This is a genomic window from Pseudomonas sp. MT3, assembly GCF_054720805.1.
Genome location: NZ_JBTVPY010000004.1, coordinates 49,266 through 66,162, shown reverse-complemented (window position 1 = coordinate 66,162; position 16,897 = coordinate 49,266). Strand labels below are relative to the sequence as shown.

14 protein-coding genes are annotated in these 16,897 nt (G+C 64.0%); all 14 read right to left on the bottom strand.

Annotated features, from left to right (window positions below; genetic code table 11):
• Nucleotides 1–2: 2 nt before the first annotated feature.
• The 14 genes from fliF to flgJ all read right to left on the bottom strand — a co-directional run bounded on the left by fliF (nt 3) and on the right by flgJ (nt 16,889).
• The gene (gene fliF / locus ACYCAX_RS05440) at nt 3–1,793 is read right to left on the bottom strand and encodes a flagellar basal-body MS-ring/collar protein FliF (RefSeq protein ID WP_460247550.1); all 1,791 of its coding nucleotides are present in this window, start codon (nt 1,791–1,793) and stop codon (nt 3–5) included.
• Between the two features lie 11 nt (nt 1,794–1,804).
• Nucleotides 1,805–2,137 (bottom strand): flagellar hook-basal body complex protein FliE, encoded by a 333-nt coding sequence (gene fliE / locus ACYCAX_RS05435; RefSeq protein WP_015476516.1) that lies wholly within the window; start codon nt 2,135–2,137, stop codon nt 1,805–1,807.
• 392 nt (nt 2,138–2,529) lie between these two features.
• A complete protein-coding gene (locus tag ACYCAX_RS05430; protein WP_294973483.1) occupies nt 2,530–2,868 on the bottom strand; it encodes an endonuclease domain-containing protein in 339 nt (112 codons plus the stop codon).
• Nucleotides 2,869–3,019: 151 nt separating this feature from the next.
• A complete protein-coding gene (gene fleR, locus ACYCAX_RS05425) occupies nt 3,020–4,426 on the bottom strand; it encodes a sigma-54-dependent response regulator transcription factor FleR (RefSeq protein WP_460247549.1) in 1,407 nt (468 codons plus the stop codon).
• Between the two features lie 5 nt (nt 4,427–4,431).
• Nucleotides 4,432–5,658, bottom strand: coding sequence for a sensor histidine kinase (locus ACYCAX_RS05420; protein WP_294973487.1), 1,227 nt, complete (start codon nt 5,656–5,658; stop codon nt 4,432–4,434).
• Between the two features lie 120 nt (nt 5,659–5,778).
• The gene (locus ACYCAX_RS05415) at nt 5,779–7,254 is read right to left on the bottom strand and encodes a sigma-54 dependent transcriptional regulator (RefSeq protein ID WP_460247548.1); all 1,476 of its coding nucleotides are present in this window, start codon (nt 7,252–7,254) and stop codon (nt 5,779–5,781) included.
• 260 nt (nt 7,255–7,514) lie between these two features.
• Nucleotides 7,515–7,811 carry a flagellar protein FliT gene (gene fliT / locus ACYCAX_RS05410; RefSeq protein WP_370601076.1) on the bottom strand — a complete coding sequence of 99 codons (297 nt, stop codon included), beginning with the start codon at nt 7,809–7,811 and terminating at the stop codon, nt 7,515–7,517.
• A gap of 14 nt (nt 7,812–7,825) precedes the next feature.
• Entirely contained in the window at nt 7,826–8,206 is a 381-nt protein-coding gene (gene fliS / locus ACYCAX_RS05405) for a flagellar export chaperone FliS (RefSeq protein ID WP_460247547.1), read from the bottom strand.
• Between the two features lie 131 nt (nt 8,207–8,337).
• The gene (fliD, locus tag ACYCAX_RS05400) at nt 8,338–9,786 is read right to left on the bottom strand and encodes a flagellar filament capping protein FliD (protein ID WP_460247546.1); all 1,449 of its coding nucleotides are present in this window, start codon (nt 9,784–9,786) and stop codon (nt 8,338–8,340) included.
• A gap of 83 nt (nt 9,787–9,869) precedes the next feature.
• Nucleotides 9,870–10,232 carry a flagellar protein FlaG gene (locus tag ACYCAX_RS05395; RefSeq protein WP_460247545.1) on the bottom strand — a complete coding sequence of 121 codons (363 nt, stop codon included), beginning with the start codon at nt 10,230–10,232 and terminating at the stop codon, nt 9,870–9,872.
• 78 nt (nt 10,233–10,310) lie between these two features.
• Complete coding sequence (locus ACYCAX_RS05390) at nt 10,311–11,747, bottom strand: flagellin (protein WP_460247544.1); 1,437 nt, start codon at nt 11,745–11,747, stop codon at nt 10,311–10,313.
• Nucleotides 11,748–12,095: 348 nt separating this feature from the next.
• On the bottom strand, nt 12,096–13,367 hold the full coding sequence (gene flgL / locus ACYCAX_RS05385; protein WP_460247543.1) for a flagellar hook-associated protein FlgL: 1,272 nt from the start codon (nt 13,365–13,367) through the stop codon (nt 12,096–12,098).
• A gap of 15 nt (nt 13,368–13,382) precedes the next feature.
• Entirely contained in the window at nt 13,383–15,410 is a 2,028-nt protein-coding gene (flgK, locus tag ACYCAX_RS05380; RefSeq protein ID WP_460247542.1) for a flagellar hook-associated protein FlgK, read from the bottom strand.
• A 279-nt stretch (nt 15,411–15,689) separates the two neighbouring features.
• Nucleotides 15,690–16,889, bottom strand: a complete 1,200-nt coding sequence (gene flgJ / locus ACYCAX_RS05375; protein WP_460247541.1) for a flagellar assembly peptidoglycan hydrolase FlgJ — start codon at nt 16,887–16,889, stop codon at nt 15,690–15,692.
• Between the last annotated feature and the right edge of the window lie 8 nt (nt 16,890–16,897).

Below are 16,897 nucleotides of genomic sequence, written 5' to 3'. Positions count from 1 at the left end.
GGTCACTCATCGGAATTGATCCACTCTTTCACCACCTGAGCGACACGCCCGGGGTCCTGCGCGACCAGGCTCTTGATCGCATTGAGCTGCGCATCGTACCCCTCGGAAGGGCTGGGCAGCAGAATACTGGCGGGGCCACCGAGGCTGACGCGGTCGTCCGACAGCTCGCCGTCCAGGCCGCCCAGCTCGCCCAGGCCGCCGTCGGCGCCAACGCCGCCGGCCATCAGGGCCTTGCCCTTGCTGCCGGACAGGTTGTTCAGCACCGGGCGCAGCACGCCCAGCACCAGCACCAGGATGAAGACGATGCCCAGCACCTGCTTGACCACGTCCCAGAACCAGGGCTGCGAGTAGAACGGCGGGGAAACGATCTCCTCGCCCTGCTCGGGGGCGAACGGCGCGTTGATCACGCTGACACTGTCGCCACGGCTGGCGTCGTAGCCCACGGCATCCTGCACCAGGCGGGTGAAGCGCGACAATTCGTCGGCGCTCCACGGCTTGTGGGTCACCTCGCCGGTCTTGGCGTCGGTGATCATCCGGTCATCCAGCACCACCGCGACGGAAAGCCGGCGCAGGCGGCCCTGCTGCTGCTTGGTGTAACTCACCGAGCGGTCCAGCTCGTAGTTGCGGGTGTTCTGCTGGCGCTTGTCGGTCGGGTACGGCGCCAGTTCCGGCTTGCCGGTCTTCGGATCGATGATCGGCTGGCCGTTGGCGTCCTTCAGCGGCTGGCCCGGCGCGACATAATCGGACGGCGCGTTCTGCGCGGTGGTCTGCGGCGCGCTGGACGGCCCCGGCGGCTGGTTCGACAACGCCCCCGGCACGCCTTGCGGGCCGTTGCTGCTCTGCCGTTCCTCATTGTTGCTCTGCTCGCTGCGCAGCGCCGGCTGGTCGGGGTTGTAGGATTCGGAGGTGGACTCCACCGCGCTGAAGTCGACGTCGGCGGAGACTTCGGCCTTGTAGCGGCCGCTGCCCAGCACCGGCTGCAGGATGCTGTGCACGCGCTGGTTGAGGTTGCTTTCCATGCGGCGGGTGTAGTCGAACTGCTTGCCGGCCATCGTCAGCTCGGAGAGCTCCTGCTGGTCGGACAGCAGGTTGCCCTTCTGGTCGACCACCGTGACCTGGGACTTGTCCAGTTCCGGCACGCTGGTCGCCACCAGATTGACGATCGCCATCACCTGGCTCGGCTCCAGGCTGCGGCCCGGATACAGCTCCACCAGCACCGAGGCGCTGGGCTTGCGGTCGTCGCGGACGAACACCGAACTCTTCGGGATCGCCAGGTGCACGCGGGCGGCCTTGACGTTGTTCAGGCTGGAGATGGTGCGCGCCAACTCGCCTTCCAGGCCGCGACGGTAATTGGTCGCTTCCATGAACTGGCTGGTGCCCAGGGCCTGTTCCTTGTCGAGGATTTCGAAACCGATGTTGTTGTCGGTCGGCGCAACCCCGGCGCTGGCGACCTTCATGCGCGCGCGACCCAGGTCGTCGGCCTTCACCAGCAGCGCGCCGGAATTGGGTTCGACCTTGTAGGCGATGTCGGCGGCGCCCAGTGCTTCGACCACCTTGTTGGCATCGACGCCGTTGAGGCTGCCGTACAGCGGCTTGTAGTCCGGCTGCTGCGACCAGAGCACCATGCCGAAGCCGATGGCGATGCTCGCGGCGAGACCGACCAGCAGGCCGACCTGGCGCAGCACCGGCATGTCCGCGAGGTTTTCGAGGAAGGTCAGGCCCAGCAGCGGCTTTTTCGACGCATCGGCGCCGAGCTTGGCGGGAACCTGACTGTCTACGGTGGCTTCAGCCATGACCTGCTACCTCAGACCGGCATCTGCATGATGTCCTGGTACGCCTGGACGAGCTTGTTGCGTACCTGGGTCATGGCCTGGAAGGACACACTGGCTTTCTGCGAGGCGATCATCACGTCGGTGAGATCGACGCCGCTCTGGCCGACTTCGAAGGCGGAAGCCATGTCGGTGGCGACCTGCTGGGTGCCGTTCACCTTGTCGACCGCCTGGGTGAGCATCTGCGAAAAGCTCGGCGCGCCAGGCTCGGCCGGTTGCGCAGCCTGCGCCTTCGACTTGGCCATCGCCTCCATCTGCATGGAGCGCATTTCCAGCAGCAGACGATTGAATTCGACACCCTGACTCATTACCTACCCCTCCGACTGGCCGCGGTTTTTTGACGCTACGCGGCGCTTTGCACAGGGGATTGCAACTTGGGTGCCAGGTTTTCAGGATGGATGGGATCGTTGAGCAACAGCTCTGGAATCAGGCATTCAAGGCGAGTCCGGAACAGAGCAAGAGCCCCTCACCCCAGCCCTCTCCCAGAGGGAGAGGGGGTAGATCGGCGCCTGCGTGAAGGACGGTGCTTCGCCGGAAACTTCGGTGAGACTTCGTGAATCATGAATCCGCTGCCACTCAATAGGCGTTCCTCGCTACCAGCGCAAGTCTTTCACCGCGCACCTATCAGGACGAACGCCAATATTCCGATAGGCAGAGGACAGCCCCCTCTCCCTCCGGGAGAGGGTTGGGGTGAGGGCAATCAGCCCGCGCCGGACTCGACCACCAAACGAATAGCCTCCAGCACACTATCAGTTCGCACCAGAGCGTCATGATTCCAGAAGCGCAAAACCCTAATTCCCTGCCGCACCAACCAGGCATCCCGCTCAGCATCGTATGCAGACTCCAAGTGCTGCCCACCATCCAGCTCCACCGCCAGCTTCAACTCATGGCAGTAGAAGTCCAGAACGTACATCCCGCAGGGCACCTGCCGGCGAAACTTCAATCCGAGAAATCTTCGATCTCGAAAACATCCCCACAACCGCCGCTCCGCATCGGTTTGCCGTCGCCGCAGCTCCCTCGCAAATTCCACGTCGTCCATAACCCACTCCCTGATAGCCAACCAGGAAGACGGTCCGGCATTTCGAATCCGCCTGCTGCCGGACGAGGGTTGTTTCTCACCGAAGAAACCACCGAGCGCCACCAAGAAAAAGCCCGCACAACGGCGGGCCAAGAGGGGAACTCGCAATCCATCAACTGGCGTACAGATAGGCCTCCACATCCATCCCCGCATCGCGCATCTGCGCCAGCTTGTAGCGCAGGGTACGCGGGCTGATTCCCAGGCGCTCGGCGGCTTCCTTGCGGCGGCCGCGCTCGCTGCGCAGGGTGTCGATGATCATCTGGAACTCCCGGCGCTTGAGGTCTTCCCCCAGCGCGCCCGCGTCCTGCACGGCCGGCGACGGAAATTCGACGCTGGCAGGAGCCTGCGGCATGGGCACGGCGGCCAGCACCGGACGCGGCGCATGGCCGATAGGCGCGGTCAGGCACAGGTCGGCAGCCTGCACCTGACCGCCCTGCTGCAGGATCAGTGAGCGCTGGATGGCGTTGTCCAGTTCGCGCACGTTGCCCGGCCAGGGGTGCGCCAGCAAGGCGGCGCGGGCATCGGCACCGAGGCTGACCGGCGCCAGGTTCATCTTGCGGACGTACTTGGCCAGCAGCCGCTCGGCCAACGGCAGGATGTCGGCGGGACGCTCACGCAACGGGCGCCAGGCCAACGGGAAGACCGAAAGACGGTAGTACAGGTCCTCGCGGAAGCGCCCCGCCGCCACTTCGCCGAGCAGGTCGCGGTTGGTGGTGGCGAGCACGCGGATGTCCAGGCTGAGCGGCTTGCGTGCGCCGACGCGCTCCACTTCGCGCTCCTGCAACACGCGCAGCAGCTTGGCCTGCAGGCCCAGCGGCATCTCGGAGATTTCGTCGAGGAGGATGGTGCCGCCGTCGGCCAGTTCGAACTTGCCCGGCTGGGCGGCGATGGCGCCGGTGAAGGCGCCCTTCTCGTGGCCGAACAGGGTGGCCTCGAGCATGTTGTCCGGGATCGCCGCGCAGTTGATCGCCACGAACGGCTTGGCCGCACGCGGCGATTGCTGGTGGATGTACTGCGCCAGCACTTCCTTGCCGGTGCCGGACTCGCCGGAGATGAGCACGGTGGAATCGCTGCGCGCCACGCGGGCGGCCAATTCCAGCAATTGCCGACTGGCCGGCTCCAGCGCCACCGGCCCGTCGTCTTCGCCGCTGGCGACGGTTCCGAGGGCATGACGCGCCACCAGCTCCAGCAGGGCCTTCGGCTCGAAAGGTTTCACCAGGTAATCCGCCGCGCCCTGGCGCATGGCTTCCACCGCGCGGTCCACCGCGCCGTAGGCGGTCATCAGCAACACCGGCAGCTGTGGATAACGCGCGCGGATCAGGCCCAGCAACTGGTGCCCGTCCATGCCCGGCATGTTCACGTCACTGATCACCAGGCTGAAGGCGTCTTTCTCCAACGCCGGCAGCGCGGCCTCGGCACAGTCGACGGCGACGAAGTCGTGCCCGCCGAGCATCAGGGTGTCGGACAAGGCTTCACGCAGGGCACGGTCGTCTTCGACCAGCAGGACTTTGGCGGTCATGGTGTTCATTCCTTGTGAGCGATGGATTGAGCCACGATCAGCGGCAGGATCAGGGTGGCGCAGGTGCCTCGGCCGGGGCGCGAGCGCAGGCGCAGCTCGCCCTGGTGGGCCTTGGCGACGGCCTTGACCACGGCCAGCCCGAGGCCGGTGCCGGTGGTCCTGGTGGTGAAGAAGGGCTCGCCCAGGCGCGCCAGGGTTTCGGCGCTCATGCCCGGCCCGTTGTCGCTGATGGACAGGCGCAGGCTGTCGCCGCGCGCATACAGGTGCACCTTCAGCCGCACTTCGCGGCCGGCGGCCTGGATGGCGTTCTCCACCAGGTTGAGCAGCGTGCCGACCAGGGTGTCGCGGTTGCACAGCAAGTCGCCCGCGCGGGCGTCGCACTGCCAACGGACATTCAGGCCGGTGACATGGGATTCGGCGGCGGCACGCAGGCTGGCGAACAACTGCGGCGGCGCCAGTCGATCCGGCAGCGGCAGTTCGCCACGGGCGAACACCAGCATGTCGCGCACCTGGTTTTCCAGCTCGTGCAGGCGCTCCTTGATGCGCCCGGCGAAACGCTGCTGCTGTTCCAGCGGCAGGGCCTGCTCGCTCAGGTGGCTGGCATAGAGCATGGCGGCGGACAGCGGCGTACGGATCTGGTGAGCCAGCGAGGCGACCATGCGGCCCAGCGCGGACAGGCGTTCGTGGCGGGCCAGTTGGTCCTGCAGGCGACGGGTTTCCGTCAGGTCGTTGAGCAGGATGAGCTGGCCGGGCTCGCCGTTCAGCGAGCGAATGGCGATGGACACGCGGCGCCCATCGCGCAGGGACACTTCATGACCGTCGTCGGCGCGCGGGGCGAAGCTGCGGGCGATCACTTCGCGCCAGAGCATGCCCACCAGCGGCTTGCCGAGCAGCGCCACCGCCACCGGGTTGGCGTCGCGCACCACACCCTGGCCGTCGATCACGATAACGCCGCCGGGCAACACGTCGAGCAGGCTCTGCAGGCGGTTGGCCAGGCGCTCCTTCTCGGCCAGCTCCTGCATGCGCTGGGCGCTGACCAGGGCCAGTTGCCCCTTGAGCTCGGTGACGCGCGCTTCCAGCAGGCTGTAGGACTCGCTGAGCTGGCTGGACATCTGGTTGAACAGGGCGAAAGCCTGTTCCAGGTTCGCGCGGCTACTTTCCTCCAGCGAACCGCTCACGGCGACGGGAGCGTGGGAGGTCGTTTCGGGCTGGCGTTGGGCGACTGGCATCATGCGGTTCTCTCATCCGTCCGACGTCGTAGAACTGTCGGTCGGATGAGTCTTAGCAAACCGCGTGCCTAAAAATTAATCGTTTACTTTCAATGACTTATAGAAACGAGCATGACGGAGGCGTCAATCCTCCGCCATTTCCTCTTCACGACGGCTCATGCCGTACTTGCGCATCTTCTCCACCAGAGTGGTGCGGCGGATGCGCAGGCGTTCGGCGGCACGGGCAACCACGCCGGAGGCATCGTCCAGCGCCTGCTGGATCAGCCCCTGCTCCAGGTTGGCGAGATAGTCCTTCAGGTCGATGCCCTCGGCCGGCAGCATGGCCGGCGAGTCGAGGCCCGGCAGGCCGGCGGTGATCGCCGCGCGCTCTTCCAGTTCCTCGCGCAGGCTGCTCGCCAGTTGCTCGTCCTCGTCGTCGACGTGACGGAATTTCTTCGGCAGCTCGCCCACGCCGATCACGCCATAGGGGTGCATGATCGCCAGGCGCTCGACCAGGTTGGCCAGCTCGCGCACGTTGCCCGGCCAGTCGTGGCGGCAGAGCGACATGATGGCGGCGGAGTTGAAGCGGATCGACCCGCGCTTCTCGTGCTCCATGCGCGAGATCAGCTCGTTCATCAGCAGCGGGATGTCCTCCACGCGCTCGCGCAGCGGGGCCATCTCGATGGGGAAGACGTTGAGGCGGTAGTACAGGTCCTCGCGGAAGCTGCCGTCCTCGATCATCTTCTCGAGGTTCTTGTGGGTCGCGGCGATGATGCGCACATCGACGTTCTGCGTCTTGTTGCTGCCCACGCGCTCGAAGGTGCGCTCCTGCAGCACGCGCAGCAGCTTGACCTGCATCGGCAGCGGCATGTCGCCGATCTCGTCGAGGAACAGGGTGCCGCCGTTGGCCAGTTCGAAGCGGCCGGCGCGGCTGGTGATGGCGCCGGTGAAGGCGCCCTTCTCATGGCCGAACAGTTCGCTTTCCAGCAGCTCCGCCGGGATCGCGCCGCAGTTGACCGGCACGAAAGGCGCGTCGCGGCGCTTGGAGTGGTAGTGCAGGTTGCGCGCCACCACTTCCTTGCCGGTCCCGGACTCGCCGAGGATCAGCACGCTGGCGTCGGTGTCGGCGACCTGCTGCATCATCTGCCGCACCTGCTGGATGGCACGGCTGGTGCCGACCAGGCTGCGGAACAGGTTGGGCTCGCGCTGACGGCCGCGTTCGCGGGCCTGGTCGTACATCTCGCGGTAGACCTGGGCGCGGTGCAGGGAGTCGAGCAGCTTGTTGTAGCTGGGCGGCATCTCGAGACTGGCCAGCACGCGGCGGCGCAACTCCTCGGGCCAGTCGCCGGGCGCCGGCTCGCCGAGCAGCAACACGGGCAGGTACTCGTCCCAGCTCGCCAGTTGCTTGAGCAGTTCCAGCGATCCGCCCTTGCTTTCCACGTTGCCGAGCAGCACGCAGAGCACGTCGCGGCTGCCGTTGGGCAACGCGTCGACCGCCTGGCGCCACTCGCGGCTGCCGCAGGAGAGTTGGTCTTCACCCAGGAAACCGATGATGACCGAGAGGTCACGGCACCGATCCTGGTTGTCGTCGATCAGGAGAATCTTGGTTTCGCGCCACATCTTTAGCTTGTCATCCCGGGGCTTTGAGGCCGTCGAACGGCTGCTGACACGAGCCTGGCGATGACACAATTCCCCGTGATCGCCAGCATTTGGCCACTAGTAAAGTCAAAAACACGGGAAGAGTCAAATTTATGGCGTGCTTTTTTTGATACTGCCCGACGAAGGGCGTTGACCCGGATCATGGCAATCGAACCGAGGAGCGGTTCGCACAAACACGGCGGCGGCCCGCGGGCCGCCGGGGGGAAGCTGATCCGACCGGATCAGCCGAACATCTGGTAGACCTTGGCGCCCTGGCTGGAGCGACGCACGGCGGTCAGTTCCTCGCCGATGGCGGTACGCTGGGCGGTACAGACCTTGACCAGCTCACCGTAGAGCGCCAGCAGCTGCTCCATGGTGTCACGCAGGGCCTGCTCGTCGCGCTCGGCGTCCTGCATGGCCACGTCCACCTGCTCGCGGCACATGCGGTCCAGTTCGCCGATGGCGTCCCAGTCCTTGCTGTGCATCGCTGCGGAGAGCGCGGCGCGGGTTTCGTTGAGTTGTTGCATGGCCTGATTCATGACTCGTCCTTCCTTCAGGCGGAGATCGCATCCCAGCCCGATTTCACTTCACGCAGCAGGCCGGACACCTCGTCGAGGATCGCGGCATCGCCACTGCGGTTGGCCTCCAGCAGGCGCTCGGTCATGTAACCGTAAAGTCGATCGAGGTTCAACGCCAGTTCGCCGCCCAGCTCCAGGTTCAGCGCCTCGCGCAGACCGCCGACGATGCCGATGGCCTTGCTGATCAGCTCGCCACGCTCGGCCAGCTGGCCACGCTCGATGGCGCCACGAGCCTGCGCCATGCGCTCCAGACCACCCTGCATCAGCATCTGGATCAGAGCGTGCGGCGAGGACTCGGCAACGCGCGACTCCAGACTGACTTGCTGGTATTGCTTCATGGCTCTCATGGCGTACATGGCAGGCTCCTGCGGGGAATTCATCTACTGACCAGGGTATCGGCCAGTGAAGCAGGAGCTTGAAGGCGGGTTGGAGAAATTTTTTGCCGTGGCCGCGCGAGCCCGGCCAGGGCGTCGCGCGAATCATGGGCTTAGCTGCTGCTCTTGTTGGCGAAGGGCATGCTGGCCAGTTGGCTTGCGAGGTTGTTGCCGGTCTTGGTGAGCTGAGCGACCAGATTGTCCATGGTCGAGAACTGCTTGTTCAGACGATCCTGCAAGGCAGAGATGCGGCGATCCAGATCGGCCTGTTGCTTGTCGACGCTGGTCAGCGTGCGCTGCAGGATGTCCGTACGTTGATCGAGGATGCCATCGGCGTCGCTATAGGCCTTGAGCTTGTTGCCCAGCCGGTTGGCCAGCCCATTATCACCGGTGAAATAGGCCGAAACGCCTTCGAAGTCGGCGCTGACTGCCTTGGCAAGCTTGTCGCTGTCGATTTCCAGGGTACCGTCTTTCTTCGTGGTCACACCAAGGCTGGCCAGACTGTTGAAGCTGCCGCCATTGGCATTGGGAGCGACCATTTCATTGCGCACGGCATTGAGCATCGAGCGGACCGAAGCGTCACCCACCAACGCGCCGGTGACGGGAGCCTTGTCCTCGCCAACGGAAGTCACCTTGGTTTGCGCATTGGTGTAGGTGATGAGCTTGTTGTAGGCATCGACGAATTTCTGCACGTTCGCCTTGACACCATCCTCGTCACGGCCAACGGTCAGGGTGACAGGTGTGTCGACTGCGGTGACCTTGGTCAGATTGATGCTGACGCCCTCAATCGCGGAGGTCACGGTATTTGTCTCGCTCACGACCGAGAGGCCATCCACGGTCAGCTTCGCGCTTTGCGCCTTACTCACATAGCCGCCAAGCCCTGCCGCTTTCTCGGCATCCGTCAGCGAGGCCAGGCTCCTGGCAGTGGCAGGGTCGAAAGCCAGCTTGCTCAGGCTGGTATCGCCATCAGTCCCCTCTCCCGAAACCTCGACCTTGATGTCCTTGCCATCACCGGATTTTGTGCTATTGAGCACCAAGCGGGAGCCGGACGCGTCCGAAATAACCGTGGCTGTGACGCCTGAAGTGGAAGACTGCTTGTTGATTGCATCCCGCACGCCAGCCAAGGTGTTGTTGGAGGGGTCGATATCAATCGACACTACCTCGCTGTCGCCCAGGGATATCTTCAGCGTGCCGCTATTGAACTTGGCATCAGCGCTGTTGGAAACCGACTGAAGAGCTACCTTGCTTGTGCCAGCCAACTGCTGGACCTGGATCTGATAGCTGCCTGCAGCGGCACTCTGTGTAGCAGTAGCCTTGAAAATGGTTTCGTCGGAAGACTTGGCGGTACGCGCCAGAAATGACGATGGGCTGTTAAGTGCTGTCAGTGCCGCCTGGAAATCACTGATGGCACTCTTGAGTTGCCCCAGGGAAGTGAGTTTGGTGGTGGTGTTCTTCTCGAGCGTATCCAATTGCGACTGCTTGGGAGCCCTCTCGAGATTGACGATCGACGTGATCAGGGCTGTGTAGTCATTCCCTGTCGCGATCCCGGTTACACCTGCCATCTTCCACCTCCGTCAAAATTCCGCGAGCAATAGTCCTTGCCGTATCGATAAGGCAAGCACCATGCCAATACATCCAACCCGTGTCAGGCGTGGGCTTCGAACATCAGACTGCGAATATCATCGAGCTGGGCGGCAAGCTTTAGCACTTCCTCGGAAGGAATTTGCCGCACAACCTTTCCGGATTCGCCATCGATGACCTTGACCACCACGTCGCCGGTGGAGTCATCGATGCTGAAATTCAGGTTTCGCGTAACCGACTGTGCATAGGACTGAATATTGGCAACTGCAGTATCCAGCTGTCCACGCTGGTCCTGCGCAGAGCTGGCGGCATCCTGCTGTGCTTCCGTCGGGGCACCTGCAGCACGCACAGCCCCGGCAGGCGCGGTGGCCATCGGAGACTTGCCGCTACCCAGCAGCGTAGTCGAAGCGATATTCATGATGTCCATCTGCATCCCCTCGCAAAAGGCAAAAAGGAGGAAGGGTTTCCCCCTCCTCCTGTGGCTGCCTTAAAACTCGTTCCGGTATTAGCGGAGCAGGCTAAGTACCGACTGCGGCAGCTGGTTGGCCTGGGCCAGAATCGCGGTACCGGCCTGCTGCAGTACCTGGTTCTTCGACAGCGACGCGGTTTCCGCGGCGAAGTCGGTGTCCTTGATACGGCTACGGGCGGAGGTGGCGTTTTCCGAGATGTTGGTCAGGTTGTCGATAGTGTTGCTGAAGCGGTTCTGCACGGCACCGAGGTCGGCACGCTGGGAGTCGATCGCGGCCATGGCGTTGTCGATCACAGCGATCGCGCGCTGAGCGCCGTCGACGGTCGAGATATCCACGTCAGATACCTTGCTTTGGACCGCTTTGGTTTGACCGAAGACTTCAGCCACGCTAGTACCGCTCACAGAGTACGCGCTCGAGGAGTTCAGCTGCAGGTAGCCAACAACCGCCCCCCCCGTGGCAGCGGCAACTGGCGAAGCAGCAGCTGCAAAGTTACCGGAGGCATCCTGGGCATTGACGTTCAAAGCTCCAGTACCGGTGATCACACCAAATTTGACGTTTTCGCCGGTAGCCGATTCCACCGTCAATACGCCAGTGTCATCCAGGTTGACCGAAATCCCCAGCTTGGAAGCGTTGGATTTGAGCTGATCAGCCAGATCCTTGGTATCAGTCACGCCAACTAGTTTTACAGTGGAGCTACCAACCGATACGTCGAAGGTCAGGCCTGCGGCGTTCGCGCCAGAAATGTCGGCCTTGAATACTGTCCGAGCAGTGGCGGAAAGCCCAGGGATAGCACCATCGAACTTTGAAGCCAGGGTCTTGGCGCTATCGCCTGCTACCACCGCAACGTCTTTGGTAGCACCACCACCAACGACAGTGATAGTTCCAGCAGTGAACGCGGCGGCCGGATCCGCCACCAGGCCGGCGGTCTTGGTAGTACCGGTTTTAGAACCAACCTGGTAAGAACCAATGGAGTCCGCAGATGCATCATTCAGACTGACATTGATGTTTTCGTAGGCGTTGGAACCGACCTGGAAGCTGGAGGTACCGAAGGAGCCGTCCAGCAGCTTGCGGCCGCCGAAGGTGGTGGTATCGGCGATACGGGTCAGTTCGGCCTGCTGGGCAGCAACTTCCTTCTGCAGGGCAGCGCGGTCGGCATCGCTGTTGGAGCCGTTGGCGGACTGCAGGGACAGGTCACGGATACGCGACAGGATGTTGGTGGACTGCTGCAGGGCGCCTTCAGCGGTCTGCGCCAGGGAGATACCGTCGTTGGCGTTGCGGGTGGCAACGTTCAGGCCGTTGATCTGGTTGGTCAGACGGTTGGAGATCTGCAGGCCGGCGGCGTCATCCTTGGCGCTGTTGATGCGGTAACCGGTGGACAGACGCTGCAGCGAGGTGCTCAGCGCGTTGGACGAGCCATTGAGGTTACGCTGGGTGTTGAGGGAAGCAATGTTCGTGTTGACGGTAAGGGCCATGATGGTCTCCTTCAGAGGTCCTGTTCGTTCCTGAGCTTGCGATATCTCGGCCTGCTTGCTCAGGGACACCAAGAATTCGCATTCGATTTATGTATCGGCGCTGATCCAGTGAGCTTTAGAGAAAATTCAAGAGATTTTTTTCATCTTTTGAATCAGTCACTTGCAGATCAATCCCGCCAAACGAACCTGTAGGAGCGAGCTTGCTCGCGAACGGATTCACTGGCGACTCCGGAGCCGAGGCGGTTCGCGAGCAAGCTCGCTCCTACGAAAAGCAGGTTCCGTGCAAAATGTTTTCGACAAAAAAGCCCACGGCTTTAGGCGCGTGGGCTTTTAATCATCGGCGAGCGATCAGTTGAGGAAATTGAACAGGCTCAGCCCGCTGATCTTCACGTAGCTCTGCTGTGCCGCCTGGAGGATGGTGGACTGCATCGACAGGCGCGACAGCGCTTCGGCGTAGTCCAGGTCCTGGAGGTCGGAGATCACGCCGGTGTTCACCAGCTTCACGTCGTCGATGAAGGTCTCGGTGGAGTCGATCACGTTGAGCCGCGCGCCGATCTTGCCCTGCCCGGAAAGCACCTGGGTGTTCACCGAGTCGAGGTTGGAGATGGCCACGGCGGTGGCGTCGCGGATCCGGTAGTTGCCTTCCTGGTCGTCGGTCGCGCTCGACAGCGCCTTGCGCAGGTCGGCTACGACGTTGAGCAGCCCCTTCTTCTCGGTGGACGGGTCTCGGTTGATGGTGAAGGTGTCGCCAGTCGCGGGCTTGCCGTCGATCTGCACCTTCACGCCACCGTACTCGATGAAGTCGTTGGTCTGCGGGTTGTCGTCGATGGCCCCGGTCTTCAGCGGCGTGTAGCTGCCCGGCAGGGCCGGGTCGTTGAGGTCGTAGACCTCGTAGTTCTTGTCGTCGAGGAAGCGGATGCCGATGCCATCGGTGGCGGCCGGCGGCACGCTCGACGGGAAGGTGCCGTCGTAGGCTTGCTTGTCGTTCACCAGGCCCAGCGAGATACGGCCGGTGCCGGTGTTGGTGCCGCCACTGCCGGTGGTCACGCGGTTGACGTTGTTGGCGCTGTCGAACAGCAGCTTGCCGCTGTCGCTGATGCCGAGGAAGGTGCTACTGGCGATCTGCACCTGGCGCTGGCTCTCATCGCCCTGGTAGGTATAGGTGCCGTCCGGGTTGCGCACGAAGGGCTGGGTGTCGCCCTGGCTCCCGGAGAACAGGTACTTGCCGCTGGCGTCCTTGCTGTTGAGCAGGTTCATCAGTTCGTCCTCGCGCTGGGCGAGTTCGGTGGCCAGCGAGCTCTTGTCGGAGGAATCCTGCGCGCCGTTGCCGGCCTCGACAGCGATCTCGCGTATGCGCTGGATGACGTTGCCCACCGATTGCAGCACTGCTTCTTCGGAAGTCAGGCTATTCTTCGCCGCCGTAATGTTGCTCTTGTACTGGTCGTTGAGCGACTGCTCCTGGCTCAGCTGCAGCAGCCGCACCGACGCCACCGGGTCGTCCGCCGGGGTGAGGATGCGTTTGCCGGTGCTGATCTGCTCCTGGGTGCGGGTGACGTTGCCGTAGTTCTTCTGCAGGCCGCCGACCGAGTTGTTGTATGCCTGGATGGTGGAGATGCGCATGGTCAACTTCCTCTATCAGCGGAACGCGCCAATCAGCGTGTCGAACAGGGAACGAGCGACCTGGATCACCTGGGCCGACGCACTGTAGTACTGCTGGAACTGGATGAGGTTAGCCGCCTCTTCGTCCAGGTTCACGCCTGACAGCGAGTCACGGTTGTCCTGGGCCTGCTTGAGCACGGTGGCGCTGGCGTCAGCGTTGTTGCGCACCTGCGCGGTCAGGGTGCCGATGCGCTCCACCAGGCCGCCGTAGGAGTCGTTGAAGCTGGCGCCGGTGCTGCCGGTGCCGCCGACGGTGGGCTTGCTTTGCAGGCCGGAGAGCGCCAGGGCGTTGCTGTTGTCGGAGATGCCCTTGGTGTTCATGCCCAGGGTGAAGGTATCGCCGGCCTGGGGCACGCCGCTCAGGGTGAACTCGTAGCTGTACTTATTGCCGGTGCCCGGGTCGGTGTAGTCCAGGCGCAGGGTGTTGGTCTGCCCGGAGGTCAGGACGGTGGTCGCGGGCGAAACGTAGTTCAGCGTGGCGCCCGCCGGCAGCGTACCGGTCAGGGTATTGCCGGTGGCGTCGAAGCTCAGGCTCAGGCCGCCCGCGCCGAACAGGTTCTGCAGATCGCCGATCACCACCGGCGAGGGGCCGCTGGTGAGCTTGGGCTGGCCGATGGCGCCAGTGCCCCGGTTGTTGGTGGTGGCCTCGCTGCGGGCGGTGCCGGCGAAGGCCAGTTGGTCGCCCTTGGTCAGCGCCGTATTGATGTCCGAGGCGCCGCGGCGGGTGGGCTGCAGGGTGAAGCCGTCACCGGCCGGCGGCAGGCTGTTCATGGTCGCCTGGAAGCCCTGGTCGCCACCGCTGCCGTCGGCGAAGCTCAGGGTGTAGGGGCCGGTACCGGTCACGGTGACGTTGATCGGTGCATTGTCGGAGAGGCGCCGCGCGGTGAAGTTGGTGCCGTCGTATTCCAGGCGGTAGTCGCTGACGCCGAGCTTGCTGGTGTCGGTGATGTTCAGGCTGGGGCTGACGGTGCCAGTGTTGCCGGACAGGGCAACAACCCGCAGCGCGGTGATGGTCGGGTCGTTGATGTCGCCGAACAGCTTGCTGCCGGCATTGCCGGACAGGTCCAGGCCCTGGCCGAGCTGCTTGTTGACGACATCGGCGAAGGTCACGGCGATCTGCCCGAGCTTGTTGTACGAGGCGTCCAGCGCGGTATCGCGATAAGCCAGCAGGCCGCCCATCTGGCCGCCGGAAACCTGGCTGGTGATGGTCTGCACGGCGCTGCCGCTGACCAGTTGCACCTGGAAGCGGGTGGGGTCGTCCTTGCCCGGCACTACCTGCAGCGCCGAGGTGGTGGTACCCACCACCAGCGGCTGGCCGGTGCCGATGAACAGGTTGACGCTGCTGTCGTCCTGGGGCACGGCCTGCACGCCGATCAGCTCGGAGAGCTTGCGGATGGTCTCCTCGCGGGCGTCGATCAGGTCGTTGGGCTGGCCGCCGGCGGCCTTGGCCTTGGCGATGGCATCGTTGTAGCTGGCGACGCTGGTCGCCAGGGCGTTGACCTGGTTGGCCAGCGAGCCGAGCTGCTGGTTGATCAGGCTGTTCTGCTTGTCGAGCTGGTCGTACAGGGTGTTGAAGGACTTCGACACCCCCTGCGCTTCCGCCAGCAGCGCCTCGCGGCCCTCGGTGGCGGAGGGGTTGGCGGCGGCGGTCTGCAGCGCGGCGAAAAACTTCTGCAGCGCAGGGCTGATGCCGGTGGTGGTGTCCGACAGCAAGGCGTCGAGCTGTTCGATCTGTCCCTGGAAGGCGCTCAGCTCGTTGGACTGGCTGGTGGCGGTGCGCACCTGGGAGAACAGGAAGTCGCTGGCCAGCCGGCGCACGTCCACCACCTGGCTGCCCGAACCGATGTAGCCGGCGCCGCTGTACTGCGGGATACCGGTCTGCTGCACCGATTGCTGGCGGGAATAGCCGGGGGTGTTGACGTTGGCGATGTTGTGGCCGGTCACCCCCAGCGACGTCTGGTTGGACCGGATGCCGGACAGGCCAATGGACAGTAGATCGCTCATTGCTTGTTTTCCTTAGGGCCTGTCGGTGTTTCGTTGTGAGCCGCGTTGCTGCGCCAAATCGCGCCAGGCCAGACGCGGGACGCAGGCAATGGTCAGTCCCTTGGCAAGTCCCGCAACGCAGCATGGCGCGATTTGCCGCGCAACCCGAAGGGACGGTTCCTGTTTTGCGCAGCGTGCGCTGCTGGGTTGTCTATTTGAAATCACTAAAACTTCTCCTTGCGCCCTACCCTGCGCAAAACGGGAACCGTCGAGGCCACAACGGAGCATCGACAGGCCCTACTAACCCAGGGGCGGGGTGTCCGCCGCGGCGACCGCCTGGTACACCTGCATCTGCTTGGCGATCTGCGCAACCTTGCGGGCGTAGTTCGGATCGGTGGCATAGCCGGCGCGCTGCAGTTCCTTCATGAACTGTTCGGGGCGCTGGGTGGAATCCAGGGCGTCCGAATAGCGGTCGTTGTTCTGCAGGAAGCTCACGTAGTCGTTGAAGCTCTGCTCGAAGGAGTCGTAGGAGCGGAACGCCGCGACTTCCTTCACTTTCTTGCCGTTCACGTATTCGCTGGTCACCGCCCGCGCGGAGTCGCCGTCCCAGCTGGAACCGGACTTGATGCCGAACAGGTTGTGGCTGCTGGAGCCGTCCTGGTCGCGGATGATGGATTTGCCCCAGCCGGTTTCCAGCGCGGCCTGGGCCACCAGGTAGCGCGGGTCGACGCCGATGCGCTCGGCAGCCTTCTGCGCCATCGGCAGCATGGTGGAGATGAACTCATCCCGCGAGCCGAACGCCGACTTGCCCGGCGCCAGCGGCGGCTGGGCGTAGCGGCGGCCGCTGAGGTCCTGGGCGCCGGCGGCGGCGTCGATGGCGTCCACGGCGCTGGCGTAGGACTTGGCGGTCTGCCAATCGTTGCTGGCCAGCGGCTTGCCCGGCCCTTCCGCGCTGGCGGCGCCCGGCACGATGCCGGCCATCACGCGGTCGGCCAATTTGCCCGGCAGGGACAGGCGACGGGCATTGAGCAGCCTGGAGTCGTCGCGGCCTTGCGCCGGTTGCGGCAAGGTCTTGCCGCTGGCGTTGACACCCTGGGTGGACGGCCAGGTGGACGTCTCGGCAACCTTGGCGAAGGGGTTCGCCGCCGCGCTGCGCTTGCCGCCGTTCATCTGCGACAACTGGCGGGTCAGCACGTCCGACAGGCCGATGCCGTGGCCCTTGGTGGACAGGCTGACGGCCAGTTGCTGGTCGTACATTTCCTGGTACTGCTTGGTGGTCGAGGTGTTCATGAAGTTGCCTTCGGCGAGCACGTCGTTGGCCGAGCGCATCGACTTGAGCATTTCGTTCATGAACAGCGATTCGAACTCCTGGGCGACCTTGCGGATGTTGCCTTCGCTGTCGCGTCCGGCGCCGCTTTTCAGCTGCGCCAGGCGGTTGAGGTCGGTGTAGGCCCCGGAGTTGCCGCCGGAGGTGCCGGCAGAGAAGAGTTTGGCGTCCACGCTGGCGT

Excerpts from the sequence above, each read along its gene's own strand:
- fliF (WP_460247550.1), bottom strand. The coding sequence starts at position 1,793 with ATGGCTGAAGCCACCGTAGACAGTCAGGTTCCCGCCAAGCTCGGCGCC.
- fliE (WP_015476516.1), bottom strand. The coding sequence starts at position 2,137 with ATGAGTCAGGGTGTCGAATTCAATCGTCTGCTGCTGGAAATGCGCTCC.
- ACYCAX_RS05430 (WP_294973483.1), bottom strand. The coding sequence starts at position 2,868 with ATGGACGACGTGGAATTTGCGAGGGAGCTGCGGCGACGGCAAACCGAT.
- fleR (WP_460247549.1), bottom strand. The coding sequence starts at position 4,426 with ATGACCGCCAAAGTCCTGCTGGTCGAAGACGACCGTGCCCTGCGTGAA.
- ACYCAX_RS05420 (WP_294973487.1), bottom strand. The coding sequence starts at position 5,658 with ATGATGCCAGTCGCCCAACGCCAGCCCGAAACGACCTCCCACGCTCCC.
- ACYCAX_RS05415 (WP_460247548.1), bottom strand. The coding sequence starts at position 7,254 with ATGTGGCGCGAAACCAAGATTCTCCTGATCGACGACAACCAGGATCGG.
- fliT (WP_370601076.1), bottom strand. The coding sequence starts at position 7,811 with ATGAATCAGGCCATGCAACAACTCAACGAAACCCGCGCCGCGCTCTCC.
- fliS (WP_460247547.1), bottom strand. The coding sequence starts at position 8,206 with ATGTACGCCATGAGAGCCATGAAGCAATACCAGCAAGTCAGTCTGGAG.
- fliD (WP_460247546.1), bottom strand. The coding sequence starts at position 9,786 with ATGGCAGGTGTAACCGGGATCGCGACAGGGAATGACTACACAGCCCTG.
- ACYCAX_RS05395 (WP_460247545.1), bottom strand. The coding sequence starts at position 10,232 with ATGGACATCATGAATATCGCTTCGACTACGCTGCTGGGTAGCGGCAAG.
- ACYCAX_RS05390 (WP_460247544.1), bottom strand. The coding sequence starts at position 11,747 with ATGGCCCTTACCGTCAACACGAACATTGCTTCCCTCAACACCCAGCGT.
- flgL (WP_460247543.1), bottom strand. The coding sequence starts at position 13,367 with ATGCGCATCTCCACCATCCAGGCATACAACAACTCGGTCGGCGGCCTG.
- flgK (WP_460247542.1), bottom strand. The coding sequence starts at position 15,410 with ATGAGCGATCTACTGTCCATTGGCCTGTCCGGCATCCGGTCCAACCAG.